The sequence below is a fragment of the Actinomycetota bacterium genome (genome assembly GCA_018333515.1).
Taxonomy (GTDB): domain Bacteria; phylum Actinomycetota; class Aquicultoria; order Aquicultorales; family Aquicultoraceae; genus Aquicultor.
The window spans coordinates 22,619-37,758 of sequence record JAGXSZ010000006.1 but is presented as its reverse complement, the minus strand read 5'-3'; the positions used below and the strand labels follow the sequence as shown (position 1 = coordinate 37,758).

12 protein-coding genes are annotated in these 15,140 nt (G+C 53.8%); all 12 read left to right on the top strand.

Annotated features, from left to right (window positions below):
- Positions 1 to 27: 27 nt before the first annotated feature.
- Positions 28 to 1,017: a flagellar motor switch protein FliM gene (gene fliM / locus KGZ93_01795; GenBank protein MBS3908361.1), complete on the top strand. Its 990-nt coding sequence runs from the start codon at positions 28 to 30 to the stop codon at positions 1,015 to 1,017.
- 13 nt (positions 1,018 to 1,030) lie between these two features.
- Positions 1,031 to 2,146, top strand: coding sequence for a flagellar motor switch protein FliN (gene fliN / locus KGZ93_01790; protein MBS3908360.1), 1,116 nt, complete (start codon positions 1,031 to 1,033; stop codon positions 2,144 to 2,146).
- A gap of 1,416 nt (positions 2,147 to 3,562) precedes the next feature.
- Positions 3,563 to 5,245: a GAF domain-containing sensor histidine kinase gene (locus KGZ93_01785; GenBank protein ID MBS3908359.1), complete on the top strand. Its 1,683-nt coding sequence runs from the start codon at positions 3,563 to 3,565 to the stop codon at positions 5,243 to 5,245.
- Entirely contained in the window at positions 5,190 to 5,894 is a 705-nt protein-coding gene (locus KGZ93_01780) for a response regulator transcription factor (GenBank protein MBS3908358.1), read from the top strand. The genes KGZ93_01785 and KGZ93_01780 overlap by 56 nt, the downstream gene beginning before the upstream one ends.
- A 200-nt stretch (positions 5,895 to 6,094) precedes the next feature.
- The gene (locus KGZ93_01775) at positions 6,095 to 7,255 is read left to right on the top strand and encodes an ABC transporter substrate-binding protein (protein ID MBS3908357.1); all 1,161 of its coding nucleotides are present in this window, start codon (positions 6,095 to 6,097) and stop codon (positions 7,253 to 7,255) included.
- Positions 7,256 to 7,493: 238 nt separating this feature from the next.
- Complete coding sequence (gene tilS, locus KGZ93_01770) at positions 7,494 to 8,897, top strand: tRNA lysidine(34) synthetase TilS (GenBank protein MBS3908356.1); 1,404 nt, start codon at positions 7,494 to 7,496, stop codon at positions 8,895 to 8,897.
- A 210-nt stretch (positions 8,898 to 9,107) separates the two neighbouring features.
- A complete protein-coding gene (gene hpt, locus KGZ93_01765; protein MBS3908355.1) occupies positions 9,108 to 9,671 on the top strand; it encodes a hypoxanthine phosphoribosyltransferase in 564 nt (187 codons plus the stop codon).
- A 101-nt stretch (positions 9,672 to 9,772) separates the two neighbouring features.
- Positions 9,773 to 11,668, top strand: coding sequence for an ATP-dependent zinc metalloprotease FtsH (gene ftsH, locus KGZ93_01760; GenBank protein ID MBS3908354.1), 1,896 nt, complete (start codon positions 9,773 to 9,775; stop codon positions 11,666 to 11,668).
- A 153-nt stretch (positions 11,669 to 11,821) separates the two neighbouring features.
- The gene (gene folE / locus KGZ93_01755) at positions 11,822 to 12,385 is read left to right on the top strand and encodes a GTP cyclohydrolase I FolE (GenBank protein ID MBS3908353.1); all 564 of its coding nucleotides are present in this window, start codon (positions 11,822 to 11,824) and stop codon (positions 12,383 to 12,385) included.
- Positions 12,386 to 12,431: 46 nt separating this feature from the next.
- Positions 12,432 to 13,634, top strand: coding sequence for a dihydropteroate synthase (gene folP, locus KGZ93_01750; protein MBS3908352.1), 1,203 nt, complete (start codon positions 12,432 to 12,434; stop codon positions 13,632 to 13,634).
- Positions 13,631 to 14,128: a 2-amino-4-hydroxy-6-hydroxymethyldihydropteridine diphosphokinase gene (folK, locus tag KGZ93_01745; protein MBS3908351.1), complete on the top strand. Its 498-nt coding sequence runs from the start codon at positions 13,631 to 13,633 to the stop codon at positions 14,126 to 14,128. The genes folP and folK overlap by 4 nt, the downstream gene beginning before the upstream one ends.
- Positions 14,129 to 14,218: 90 nt before the next feature.
- Complete coding sequence (gene nadA, locus KGZ93_01740) at positions 14,219 to 15,130, top strand: quinolinate synthase NadA (protein MBS3908350.1); 912 nt, start codon at positions 14,219 to 14,221, stop codon at positions 15,128 to 15,130.
- Positions 15,131 to 15,140 lie beyond the last annotated feature (10 nt).

The following is a 15,140-nucleotide window of genomic DNA, read 5'->3' as shown; positions in this document are numbered from 1 at the left end:
TTATCTTAGATGCTGTAGGGGTTTGCCATGGCAGGAACGCTTTCACAAGATGAGATCAATGCATTATTGACAGCATCGTCTTCGGGCGTGTCGCTCGATCTTGAGGAAGAGATTTCGCCGGCACCGGCCGGTTCTAGGCACGTTCGCATATATAACTTTAGGCATCCGGATAAATTTTCAAAGAGTCATTTAAGCACCATGGAGCTGATTTATGAGGGCTTTTCGCGCCACCTAAAAGCAGCTCTTTTTATTTATGTTCGACAAAGTATCAACTTTAGTCTGGCCTCCGTCGAACAGCAGTCTTTCGAGGAGTATCTCGAAGGACTTTCCACACCCAGTTCCCTTATTACGTTTACAATGAAGAGCCTTCCGGGGAGCGCGGTTCTGGAGATAAGTCCTGAGTTGACCTTTCTCATACTCGACAGGTTGCTTGGTGGTCTCGGCGACCAGCCGGTCAAGATACGCGATTTGACCGAAATCGAGCATGGGATAATTCGCAAGGTCGCCGACAGGACTTTGATGGCGTTTAGGATGGCGTGGTCTGAGATCTATGACGTCGAGCCCAACATCGAGTCTCTCGAAACCAATCCGCAATTGCTCCAAGTCGTCCCGCCGAACGAAATCGTCGCCGTGGCGACGCTCGAAGTCAGAATCGGCGAGGCGACTGGGGCAATGAGTATTTGCTTGCCGTATCTAACGCTCGAACCCATCATGGCGAAGCTGACGCGCCAGACGTGGTTTTCGGCGAGATTCGAGCAAAAAGACGGCGAGAATATCGAAAGCGCGAATGTCCAGGAGAGCCTCAACAAGGTGTTGCTGCCCGTCTCGATAGAGCTTGGCCGGGCGAAATTGACGGTCAAAGACTTGCTGGCGCTCAAACCGGGTGATGCCATAGAGCTTGACACATCCGCCGGCAATGATATAAGAGTCTTGGTCAATGGAAGGCTCAAGTTTCTCGCGCGACCGGGCCTCATCGGGAAACGATTGGCCGTAAAGACGACTACGACTGTTGAGTGAAGAGAGGCGCGGTATGAGTAAAAAAAAGCAAACAGTAGGGCTTTCAGAGATCGAAAAAAGTGCTGTTGGTGAAATCTGCGACTTGATGACCGCGTCTCTCGCCAAGCTGTTTAGCGAGAAGTTGGGGGACGATGTCGGCATGAGCCCGTCCGTTGTGGATGTGGCGAAATTCGAGAGCTTGGCGACGGAGGTGCCGGTCCCGGTTCTGTTGATACAGCTTAGTTGTTCATCCGGTCTTGACGGGCAACTCTTTCTGTACGTTAACGGAGAAGGACTCCCAGCCGTGTTCGACCTGGCGATTCCTGAAAGCGCAAAGGACATCGGCGCGGATGACGATGCGATTCTTGAGAATCTCAAAGATATTATAGGCGGCGCGATTTCGGAAGCGATGAGCAATTTCGCTGAGAGCATGGGTCGAACTATCGATTGTGCTGTCATCGACACCTTGATTCTCCAAGATGAATCGGGCCTAGAGAGCATAAGTTTTATGTACCCGGACGGGAATCTCTTGCTGGCTTCAGCGGAATTGACCCTTCCGGGCGCGGGGGCGAATGCCGGTTATCTCATCCCGACTGAACTTGGCGGGCAAATCATCGATATGCTCTTGGGCGACGCGCAAGCGGGCGACACCGCCACGGCTGTTCAAGATGCTTCTGAGGATTTGGCGGATGATGATATTGAGGTCGCAGCCGGCGATGAGGCGGTGAAGGAGAGCAGAGCTATAACCGAAGGAGTCGTTTACCTGGACGAAACCGAAATACCTTCGATAATAGATGATGAAGATGTGTTTATACGGGAAGCGGTTCCTCAAGTCAGAGATTTGCAGCCGGCTGCTTTCGATGTGTTGGGTGTAGGCGCAGTCGGCGAAGGGTCGAACAACATATCGCTCCTCCTCGACGTAGTGCTCGATGCCTCGATAGAGCTTGGAAAGACAAAGATGACAATATCCGACATACTGCGGTTGGGCAGGGGTTCGGTCATCGAACTCGATAAATTGGCCTCCGAGCCGGTCGAATTTCTTGTAAACGGCAAGGTAATCGCGAGGGGCGAGGTCGTCGTTATCGATGATAACTTCGGAATTCGCATAACCGAAATAATGAGTCCGAAAGATATGCTGGAGCAGCTCTAGCCCGCGCCTTAGCGACCTGCTTATAATAAAAACGTGTAGGTTGTCGAGGGGCATGCCGATAACTTTACTGAGGAAGGGCTCAAGCTCTCATTTCAAAAGCTCTCCTTCAGGGTTTCCGGTTTGTCCTGCTGCCGAGCTCTTCCTCCCCCCTTTAAGGCTATCTCCTCCGGCGACACGACTGCGGGGTCGCTCAACGCCCTTCTTGAAGCGGCTAAGGAGCTATTCTAAGGATGACCCCTTGCGTGCAGTGTGTTGCCGATAACTACCGGGTACTTCAAGCGCATGCGGGGGAAGGCTCTTGAAAATAATAATCATACGAAAATGCTCGGAATTATTGACAGGCAATAATTATTTGTTTAATCTCTTAGTAACAATAGTATCATAGTTACAGGAAGTACATCGACTGTTCTCTTGATATAGCATATTGTTATGGGGGAGTTTTATGCGACATACAATGAGAAACGCAGCGGTAATAATCCTTATAGCGGCCTTGATTTTATTTATCTCGGTTGCGGTGGTCATCTTTGAACAAGGGATCGCCGTGCAGCCGGGTCGTTAGTTATTGTGCGGCGGTAACCCTCACGAGCCTTGTCTCAGCGGTGCTTACGTCCAACCCGGTGTGCTCTTCGACTCATCAATAGCGGACAGGCAATAATGTCGGTTTTTTGGCTTGCCGGTCGCATGATTAATCTCCGCGCCTCCCTTTATCGTATTTTACGCAGTTTTCAACAGCAGGTTTCGATGTCGATTTTGCGCGAGGTGAGTGCTTTATTGAGCCGAAATCCCGAAGGGGAGAGTTGTTGCGATCTTTCTAGAGTTCGGTTGTCCGGCAATCGAGAAATATGCCGGTAAGTGCTTACATATTATGCCAAAATATGGTATATTGTTACCATAAAGCGCATGCTAAGATATCGCACCTGGTGTGTGGAGGTGTTACTTGAACGTATATGAACTCAGTTCAAAGCGGAAGTGTATCTGCGCAGACCTGAGGAGATGCCCGGCGAGCCATTACCACAATTGCGCGGCGTATAAGAACGGCACAAACTGTTGGGACTCAGAGGACATCCCGTGTTGCAGGCGAAACGACAAGAGCCGTTGCGGCTCCTGCAGTATTTACCGGGCAAAATTGCTCGGCATAACTTCTCAAACATATCCGCGGACGGTCTAAACATCAGCCTCCGGCAGAGAGCATGCCTTAGGCTAACAGCTTGTCAAGTCGACCAATCTCAATCGACAGAGCCATACTTGTTTTCGCTGTTCCAGGTTGCCCGACGGGGAATTTTCTGTGCCGGCCGACCGTTGTTGTCTGAAGGCTCTCCGAATACCCGATTCGATCTCGCCCATCCCGCTTAAGATACTATTGTCTAAGGTCGATTTAGTAGTATAAGCGCGGTTGCGACTAATAAGGGATTGGTCTTGGATTACCTGCGGCGGTTGGATTTCACACAGAAGAACTATGATGAGCGTGTGCTCATCATAGTGCTCAGATGGATTACGCTGGTGTTGGCGCTGGCTTATGTCTATACGGCTCGATCGACGCCGGGTTTTGACGGGTTGCTCATTACAGCCGCAGCCGTATCCCACACCGCATTGGTAACATTTTCGGCGCTGCGAAGAGTCGGCGGACGCGGATTGTTCGTAGTCCTCGATGCGACTACTTGCGGATGGTTGCTGTTTTTCAGCGGCGCCTCATTGAGTGGTTTTGGAGCCTACGCGGCGGGCTCGGTGCTGCTATCCGCTTTTCTCTTTGGCGGTAGGGCCGGCTTGTCGAGCGCCACCATAGTCGCCATATTTTTCATTACGGCGCGGTATTTTACCCAAGCGCCCGACCTTGTAGCCGCGTCGACCTATTATGGTTTTCTTAATAATGTCGCCTATATCGCGGCTTTGTATATTATAGCGGTCTTTTTTGCGCAGGTGTCCCTTATTATTAAGCGGCATAAAGATACCGCTTCACGGCTTGAAGCGAATATCGATACGCTCTCATCCATTTATGACGTGGCTTCGAGGATATCCTCAAAATTTTTTCTCGACGATATCCTCGAGTCGGTGGTCGACCAAGCTAAGCGAATTATCAAGGGCGAGAAGACGGTCTTGCATCTCATCGATATCGACGAGAATAAACGCGCGTCCAGCCGGCATCTGGCGGCCGTGCGGGGAAGTCGCGGCGAGCATCCGGAATCGTGGTGGCGGCTGCAAATCGCGGATATCGCGGATGATGTCATGGCCGGCGGGAATGAACGACTTATCGCGCGTGCGCCCGAGGGGGCCGGGCACGCCGGTTCTTGGCTCTTGTGCGTTCCGGTAAAGGTCAAAGACCGGTCGGTGGGGCTTCTTTCCGCGATGAACTCATACGACAAAGGATTTACCGAAAATGACATCGAGGCGCTCAAAATCCTAGCCGGTTTCGCGGCGGTCGCAATTGAAAACGCGCGTCTTGTTAACCGGGCGCAGCTACTGCTCGTTGCCGATGAGCGCAATCGTATCGCGAAGGAGATGCATGACGGGCTGGCGCAATCGCTCTTCAGTCTGGTGCTCAACTTACAGGTGTGCCGGAAGAAGATAGATGATGACCCTCAGTCGGTCAAGGAGAAGATGGGCGAGATGCAAGCCGTCGCATCGCAGGGCATGGCTGAATTGCGGCGCTACATATATGACTTGCGCCCGAAGAACCTTGAGGACATGGGCCTAATCGGCGCGATCGTCTTTCATTTGGAGGAGATTAACAAACTCAATGGGTCCGCTGGTCGTCTGCGGACTTACGGCAAACGGCGCAGCCTGCCGCCACGCGCTGAATCCGCGATTTACAGGGTTGTGCAGGAAGCCACTAATAATATTGCTAAACACGCTAAGGTCGATAATTTCATGGTTTCCCTTAAGTACATGGAAGACAGGGTCGAATTACTGGTAAGAGATAAGGGGCGGGGTTTTGATGTCGATAGCGCGCTTGCGGCGGCGGAAAAACGAAAAACCTTCGGCCTTATGAGCATGCGCGAAAGGATTGTTGAGCAAGGGGGAGAACTTAGGATCGCGAGTGGTCCCGATGGCGGAACCGCGATTCGGGTCAGCCTACCGGTCGAGGAGATATGTGTTGGATAGAGTCAAAATTCTCATCGTCGATGACCATGAACTGGTGCGCCAGGGTCTGAAAGCGGTTCTGGAAATCGAAGACGGTATCGAGATAGTCGGTGAGGCGTCTAGCGGGCGCATGGCCATCGATAAAGCGCGGGCGCTCGACCTCGACGTTGTCTTGCTCGACCTGCGCTTGCCCGATATCGACGGCGTGGAGGTCTGCGCTCGGATAAAAGAATTAAGACCCGAAGTAAAAGTCGTTATTTTGACGACCTTCGATGACGCGGAGGACATCCAAGGCGCTATGAAGGCGGGAGCTTCAAGCTATGTATTAAAAGATATCGCCCCGTGTGACCTTGTGCAGGCGTTGGATGCCGTCAATAAGGGGAAGACTATCCTCGACCCCGGCGTCGCCGACAAGCTGCTGGCGCCGGCTATCAGCCGCAAGAGCGAATTCTCCGCCGATATTCTCTCCGACCGCGAGTTGGAAGTCCTTGAGCTGATGGCTAAGGGCTTGAAAAATAAAGATATTGCCGAGAGATTGTGGATAAGCCAGACGACCGTAAAGACGCACGTCAGTCACATTCTGCAAAAGTTGGGACAGAGCGACCGGACCCAGGCCATACTCCGTGCGATAAAGTTAGGACTCGTGGAAGTCCCGGCGAGAGTCGGGTAGCCAACCTTTCCTGTAACGTTTTGACCTACACCCTAGAACTATTCCGAGCCGACCGTGTTATTCTATCTCGCGCAGCATATTTTGACTTATAGGTAAACTGAGCGTATTATATGGTCGAACAGTGTAATTTGGTTACTTGCGCGCGTGAGATGTGAAAAGCGTATCCGCGCATGTAAATCCTTAAACTTCCAGGAGGCCACGTGTTCAAACGTATATTTCTTACCTCGCTCGTTTTGTTTTCGATTCTTAGCGCTATGGTCTTATCGGGTTGCTCGGAGCCGGTCCCGACAAAGTCGGAAGGCGAAGAGACTATCAAGATAGGTTTAATCTTGCCGATGAAGGGCGAGCTGGAGGTGTACGGTGTACTCAGCAAGCGGGCAATCGACCTGGCTGTTGACGAAATCAACGCCCAAGGCGGTCTGCTCGGTATGAAAGTCGAGACCATCGACGGCGATGACACCTCCAATCCGAATGTCGCATCGCATATAGCCAACGAATATACGCAGATCAGACGCGTGTCCGCGATAATCGGTCCTTTCACGACACAGTCGGCTTTGACCGCGGCTCCGGTCGCGAACCGGGACGGTGTGCCGCTTATTACGATTCGCTCGTCCGAGGCGAATATAACGGCGATAGGCAAGTACATCTTCAGGGCCTGCTACGTCGACACATACCAGGGAACGATGCTCGGCAAGTTCGCCGGGCGCGACCTCAAGGCGAAGAAAGCCGCCGTCATATTCAATACTGAAGACCAGGATGCGCAGGCGTTAGTGGACAGTTTCAAAAAAGCGCTGGCTGAACACGGGGGCAAGGTCGAGACGGTTCAGTCGTATGGGTCCGGCGTCACCGATTTTTCCGCACAGCTCAAAGAAGTCGCCAAAGCACAGCCGGACGTTATATTACTCAACGACTATGACGACAACTCGAGCTTGATAATGAAGCAGGCGGCCGAGTTGAATATCACGGCGAAATATCTCGGTACCGATTTTTGGAACGCGTTTAGCTTGGTAAAAGAGGCCGGGGCGGCCGCCGAAGGAAGCTATTATACGGCGCATTTTTCCGCGGACGACCCCAATCCAAAAGTAAAGGATTTTGTCGAACTATATGAAGGTGACTATGTCGCCAAACCGGAGTTTTCCTCAGCGCTCAGCTATGATGCGATGCACCTTTTATTTGAGGCCGTCAAGCGTGCTGATTCGACCAGGCCCGAGAAGATCGCGACCGCTCTTGCGGGGATAAAGAACTTTGAGGGCGTCACCGGAAAATTCACCTTCGATGAAAACCGCAACCCGGTCAAAGGCAGCGTTATTATGACCATCAAAGACGGCAAGCCGGTCTTCGCTAAAAGGTTGGAGCCCTAAGTCGCGGTCGACATTGGTAGCCGGCGGCACATATTTATGGTAATAACCGGAACGCGGCGTCTACATACCGGTAGGCGCCGCGTAGCGTTTCGGCCATCGAGCGGCCGCGATGAGTAGTTGTAAGGGCGGGTCGAGGCGGTGCCGGACTTGGCAGGAGCCGTTAAAGCCATTATACTTGTAAAGGCAACGGAAGATATTGGGGAGCCCGCGAGGGCGTTTTTTATTCTGGCTGGGCTGGGTGATAGCGTTGGTCGGCGCAAGCTTTTTCGACCGCGTTCTGAAGACGATTAACAACCACGGTATGCTTCGCGGAGGCGAAAGCGTGCTCGTTGCGGTCTCCGGGGGTCCGGATTCCGTTGCGCTTCTCCATGTTTTAAAACGACTCCAACCGGTATTAGGCTTAGATATAATTGTCTTTCATCTCAACCACAAACTGCGTGGGCCCGAGGCCGATGCCGATGCGCGGTTTGCGGGCGAATTCGCCGCCGGCATGGGCTTAAAGGCCATACTTGTCGAGTCCGATGCGCGACTGCTTATGGAGCGGGAGCGACTTTCGTTGGAAGAGGCCGCTCGCGAAGCCCGCTACCGGGAGATGGAGCGTCTGGCGGCGGAGCTGGGCATCGATAGGATAGCGCTGGGACACCATGCCGACGACCAGGTCGAGACCTTCTTGATACGTTTGCTCCGAGGCTCGGGCCTCGGAGGTCTGGGCTCGATAAAGCCGGTCCGGGACGGATACATCAGGCCGTTGATCGATGAGACGAAGAGCGAGATATTCCGGTATATCGAGGAATATTCCCTCGAATACAGGGTAGACGCTTCAAACCAAGACGAGTCTATCTTAAGAAACCGCATCCGGCACAAACTCATACCCCTTCTTGGCGAGTACAACCCGAAATTTCGAGAGACGCTTCTAAACACGATCGAGATTGTCCGCGAAGACCAAGCGTTTATCGAAGAAATAGTCGCCGGTGTCTTTAGCGGGCACGCTCAAAGAGAGCCTGGATTGGCGAGACTGCCGATAGTCGAAATCACAAACCAGCCGCTTGCGATTGAGCGCAGGCTTGTTCGCTTGGCAATCAGGTCGGCCAAAGGCGATTTGAGGGGTATTGAGTTTAAGCACGTCGACGCGATTCTCCGCGGCCTGCGAAATGGGTCCGGGCGCATGGAGATAGACCTACCGGGGCAAATAATAGCGAGAGTCGAGTATGGGCAGCTGGTCATCGGCGAAAGAGCGCTCTTTGAGGCGTTGCGGCTCGAATCGATCGAGCTTAAGGTTCCCGGTGTGACGCGAATCGACGCGCTAGGGGTCGAGATAAAGGCGGAACTGACCGAACCGGCGGGGCTTGTCTTTGGGCGCGACGGTGATATTGCGTATCTCGACGCCGCGGTCGTCGGCTCGGTGCTGAAGTTGCGCGTAAGGCGGCCCGGAGATTCTTTTAGGCCGTTCGGCATGACCGGTGAGAAAAAATTACAGGATTTATTTGTCGATAAAAAAATATCGAAACGAGAGCGGAATAGGGTGCCCATTATCGAATCGAATGGTAAAATTGCATGGGTGGCCGGCTTTCGAATCGATGATTCGTTCAGGGTCACCGAGCGGACGAAAGAAGTTTTGGCCCTACGGCTGCTGCGAATCTGAACTCAGGCCGTTTGTCCTGTTCCGTTTGGTGATATAGAATGGTCGAGCGCGACAGGCAACGCGGCTTTGATAATAAATGGCGCGGCTGAAACCGGGCATTATCCGAGGGGCGGCTTCGGCAGCTAAGGAGTATCTCTTGACAGCGTGTTGCGACCGAATTGTATTATTTGTGAAGTCGGAATGATTGGAGAGACGATGAAGGCGGAAATTATGGAACAAATCCTCGCGAACGACATCGACGAGGTCCTTGTTACCAGAGATGACATTCGATCGAAGGTCGAGGAACTCGGCGCTTTGATAAGCAAGGATTACAGCGACAAGAATCTCTTGATGGTAGGAATTTTGCGCGGCGCCTTTGTTTTTCTGGCGGATCTTATCCGTGAAGTTCATATAGCCATGGAGACGGACTTTATCGCGATATCGAGTTACGGGTCATCGACGAACACCTCGGGAGTAGTTCGAATCTTAAAGGACCTGGACGATGATATCGAGGGCCGGCATATCCTGATTGTCGAGGACATACTCGATACCGGGCTTACGCTCAACTATTTGGTCAAGAACTTGAGTTCACGCCGTCCGGCAAGTCTCGAGGTCTGTTCCTTCATCATCAAGGAGGGCAAGCAGCGGGTTCCGATAACACCGAAGTACTCGGGATTTACCGTCCCCAACACCTTTGTCGTCGGATATGGGCTGGACTATGCTCAGAAGTATAGAAATATTCCGATTATCGGGACGCTCAAGCGTTCCGCTTATGAGGACGACGGGCTCGTGTAAATTGTCCGGCGGGTGTAGTTGTGATAGCATCTTAAGCAAAGAAAAAATAAGGAGGAGCTTTTTTGAAGAAATTGTTTAGAAGTGCCGGCTTTTGGTTCATCATGATGTTGCTGGTGGTTCTAGTTGTCATACAGGGTCTTAAGCCCAGTGCGAAGCCGGAGGAGCTGGTCTACACCGAGTTTCTCAGCCAGGTCGACAAGGGCCGGGTGGCGAAGGTCGAGGTGTTCGACAAGGACAACCGCATTGACGGGAATTACAAGGCCGACTATAAGAAGGGCGGCGACTTTACCGTCTTCTATAGCGAAAACGATGATGAGCTGGTCAAAAGTTTGAGGCGCAACAATGTTGTCGTCAAGGTCGACCCGCAGACAGAGACCGTTTGGTGGTCGATTGCGCTAAGCTTCTTGCCGTTCGTGCTCATATTGGGCATCTGGTTGTTCATGCTCCAGCAGATGCAAGGCGGCGGCAACAAGGTCATGTCGTTCGGCAAGAGCCGGGCGAAGCGGCTTACAAAAGAGCAGCCGAGGGTGACGTTTAAAGACGTCGCCGGGGCCGACGAGGCCGTGGAGGAACTCGAGGAGATAAAGGATTTTCTCGCAAATCCCGCGAAATTTCAGGCACTGGGCGCGAAGATACCGAAGGGTGTCTTGCTCTACGGGCCTCCGGGCTCGGGAAAGACGCTGTTGGCGCGCGCGGTCGCCGGGGAGGCGGGTGTGCCGTTCTTCTCGATTAGCGGCTCTGACTTCGTAGAGATGTTCGTCGGCGTCGGCGCCTCGAGAGTTCGTGATTTGTTCGAGCAGGCTAAGACCAGCGCTCCTTCTATCATATTTATGGACGAGATAGACGCGGTCGGAAGGCACAGGGGCGCCGGTCTGGGCGGCGGGCACGATGAGCGAGAGCAGACTCTCAACCAGCTCTTGGTCGAGATGGACGGGTTCGATATAAAGGATAACGTTATATTGATAGCGGCGACGAACAGGCCGGACATCTTAGACCCGGCGCTCCTTCGTCCGGGTCGTTTCGACCGTCAAATAATCGTCGACCGGCCGGATTTGAATGGCCGGAGGGGTATTCTCGATGTACATGCCAAAGGCAAGCCTTTCGCCAAAGATATCGACCTGGACGTGTTGGCGCGAAGAACCCCCGGCTTCACCGGAGCCGACCTTGCAAACCTGGTCAACGAAGCCGCGTTGCTCGCCGCTCGCCACGGAAAGAAGGAGATCGACATGCGCGAGCTTGAAGAGTCGATTGACAGGGTCATGGCCGGGCCGGAACGCAAGACGCGTCTTATCAGCGAGCATGAAAAGGAGATTATCGCTTATCATGAAGCAGGTCACGCGCTGGTAGCGCATGAGCTGCCCGACACCGACCCGGTTCACAAGATATCGATTATCCCGAGAGGAAGGGCGCTCGGATACACCTTGACCCTTCCGACCGAGGATCGGTTCCTGGTTTCAAAAGCGGAACTTACGGCGAAGCTCGCGGTATTTCTCGGCGGCAGGGTCGCCGAGGAGATGAGGTTCGATGACGTTACAACGGGGGCCCACGACGACCTGAGCCGGGCGACCAAGGTCGCGCGACAGATGGTCTGCGAGTACGGCATGAGCGAGAAACTCGGGCCGCTTACGCTCGGCCAAAAACAGGAACAGGTATTTTTGGGACGCGATTTCGCGTCGCACCCCGATTATAGCCAAGAGATAGCATTCGAGATCGATAAAGAGATTCGCCGAATTGTGGACGATGCGTTTAAGAAAGCGAAGACTATCTTGACCGAGCGGCGGGACCTTCTCGAAAGTATCGCCAAGTACCTTATAGAAAGAGAGACTCTCGAGCGGGAAGAGCTGGAACTTATTTTCGACGGCAAAGAGCTTGCCCCCAAAGTAAAGGAGAGCACCGGCAGCGCTACACCGGCTGAGGAACAAACTCCCGCCAAGGGCAAAGAGCAAGAAAAAGAACGAGTCGATATTCCCGGCAAACTCAGGCCGGCCGAAGGATAATCTCGAAACCGAAGGCTTCTAAAAAAGCCGGATGATTAGAATTTAACGAAAGGCCACTACCGCAGTGGCCTTTCGTTTCCCCATATTCGCAAATCGTCGGAATTGTGACATAATATGGTATGCCGGGCAATTGCTCTGAAAGGGGTTTCTTTATTGGACAGGGAGAAGATCGAACAGGGAGTTAGGCTCATCCTGGAAGGTGTCGGGGAAGACCTAAACCGCGAAGGCTTACTCAACACGCCGCGTCGCGTCGCGGCAATGTATGAAGAGATTCTTCAAGGCGTCGAGCAAGACCCGGTCGCGGTCTTAAGCGTTACCTTCGGCGAGGAACATGATGAGATGATTATGGTCAAGGACATTCCGATTTATTCGATGTGCGAACACCACTTGATGCCCTTTATCGGGAAGGCGCATGTAGCATACATCCCCAGTGAAAACGGGAGAGTCACAGGGATAAGCAAGCTGGCGCGCGTCGTCGACGTGCTGACTAAGAGGCTCCAGGTTCAGGAGCGGCTGACGACGCAAATCGCGGACGCGATGGTAGAGGCGCTCAACCCGCAAGGGGTCATGGTCGTCATCGAAGCCGAGCATCTTTGCATGAGTATGCGCGGCGTCAAGAAGCCGGGCTCGACTACGGTCACCTCGGCTGTGCGCGGCCAGTTCAGAAAGAAAGCGGCTCGCTCCGAAGCGCTGTCGCTCATTGCGAATAGTATTTAGATAACGACCTTTAAATAGGGCCTTTAAGTAGGGGGGTTGGCGGTCGATGCGGCCAAGGGTTTTAAATATCGATTCGGTAGAAGCTGTGCGCGAAGCGCTGAAGATGATGCGCGTGTCGCCGGAGGGCATCGATATCATGTCCCCGAAGGGGATATACCGGTTGGTCAAGATTACCGGTATCGACTGTAGGGCGGCAAACATAATCAAGCAGGAGATGCTGGCCCGAGGCGGCGAAGCCGCCGCACCGTATGAGCTTTACATGCTCGACGCGAGAAAAATCGATATGATTCTCATGGGTACGGCCAAGCAGTTCGACGCGTTACTCGACAAGCTCTCCAAGCAACCGTTTGGCCTGCCGGCGCTCGCCAAAGACATCGAGAAAACGCTCGAAAGCTATACAAAGAAACCACCTGTCTTACAGGCCGGCCGGTTTGCGCTCGAATTGGCGTCGCGAACGCACATCATGGGTATCCTCAACGTAACACCCGACTCGTTCTCTGACGGAGGACGGTATTTCAGTTTGGAAGACGCGCTCGCACAAGCGAAGCGAATGGTAAGCGAAGGGGCTGATATCATCGACGTCGGCGGTGAGTCGACGCGTCCGGGGGCGGCGGAGGTAGGTCTCGATGAAGAGTTCAAGCGGGTCGTCCCGCTGATTGAGCGGTTATCCGCCGAAATCGATGTCCCGGTATCGATCGATACCTACAAACCCGACGTCGCGAGGAGCGCGCTCGATGCGGGAGCATCGCTCATCAACGATATAGGCGGCCTTCGCGACGGGGCGATGATAGCGCTCGCGGCTGAGCGAAACGTTCCGGTTGTTATAATGCATATGAAGGGCACGCCCCGGGATATGCAGCAAGACCCGGTCTACGGAGATGTCGTCGCCGAAGTCATCGACCGGCTCGACGGGCAGGCGCGGCAGGCGATAGCGGCCGGTGTGGCCGAGCACAATATCATAGTCGACCCGGGTATCGGTTTCGGCAAGACCCTCGAACACAACCTGGAGCTGTTGCGGCGCTTATCGGAGTTTAAGAGCCTGGGATTCCCGATTCTTATCGGCACGTCGCGTAAGGCGTTTATCGGAACGATACTCGATGCGCCGGCGGAAGAGCGCCTCGAGGGGACGCTCGCGACAATCGTTTACGCAATATCCAAGGGCGCGGGCATCGTTAGGGTACATGATGTGAAAGAGGCACGCCGGGCGGCGACCGTCGTCGACGCTATAACCGGCGGGGCGGGTTCGTGACCGGGTCGGTCGAAGCCTATCTCGGCTTAGGTTCCAACCTGGGTGACCGTCGTCGCAACCTCAAAGAAGCGCTCAGAATAATAGGCGAGAGCGACGGGGTTTCCGTCGAAAAACTATCTCCGCTCTACGAGACGGTCGCGGTCGGCGGCGTCGAGCAGGGCGATTTTTACAATATGGTAGCGCGTATCGAGACGAGTCTATCCCCGCGAGAGCTGCTAAACATGGCACATCGAGTCGAGGAACGGCTCCACAGAGTCCGGGGCGAGCGCTGGGGCCCGAGAACCATCGATATCGATATCCTCCTCTACGGGGACGCCTTGATTGCGGAGAAGGACTTGGTTATTCCTCATCCGGAGATGGAGAGTCGGGCGTTCGTGCTGGCGCCGCTCGGCGATATCGCGCCGCGGCTGGTGTTGCCGAGCGGGTGTGCGGTAAGTGAGCGTCTCGCCGGAATCGAAGGTCAAGCGGTCAAAATAATCGGCAGTTTGGATTGAGGGCGCTATAACGCTATAATGGCAGAGCGGGGGCGTGACTAAATAAAAAGCAAGGGCGCGACTAAATAAAAGCGAGAGGTGTTAGCTGTCTTGGATTGCGGTGAAAATTTAGTAAACGAGATTCTCAGGCTGAAAAAAGAGAGGAACGCGATAATACTGGCTCACAACTACCAGATAGGCGAGGTTCAGGACATAGCCGATTTCGTCGGTGATTCCCTCGGTTTGAGCAGGCAGGCGTCGGATACCGACGCCGATGTCATCGTCTTCTGCGGCGTTCATTTTATGGCCGAGACTGCGGCGATTCTTTCGCCTCAAAAGACGGTGCTGTTACCGGATATCGATGCGGGGTGCCCGATGGCCGATATGGTGACGGTCGACAAACTAAGAGAACTCAAGGCCGAGCATCCGGGGGTGCCGGTCGTCACATATGTCAATTCCAGCGCCGAGGTCAAGGCCGAAAGCGACTACTGCTGCACCTCGGCCAATGCCGTAAAAGTCGTCAACGCCGTCGATTCCGATGAGATAATCTTCACGCCCGACCAACATCTCGGGCATTATGTCTCGACGCAGACCTCGAAGAAGATAATTCTCTGGAACGGTTTTTGCCCGACCCATCGCCGGATTACCGCCCAGTCTGTCACCGCGCGCAAAGAGGCGCATCCGAACGCCAAGATAGTCGTCCATCCCGAGTGCACAGAGGAGGTCATCGCGCTTGCCGATGCGGTGGCGAGCACCGAGGGAATCCTCCGTTACGTCAACGCGTCGAGCGATACGGAATTCATCATCGGCACCGAGATGGGGATAATCCATCGCCTGGAGAAGGAAAATCCGGGCAAGATATTTTACACAGGCTCCGAGCGCTCGGTTTGCCCAAATATGAAGCGGATAACTCTGGAAAAAGTCTTATGGTCCCTCCAGGACATGGAGTATGTCATAACGGTTCCGGAGGATATCGCGGCGCGGGCGAAACGGGCTATCGACCGGATGCTCGAGATAGTCTAGATGTTCCGGT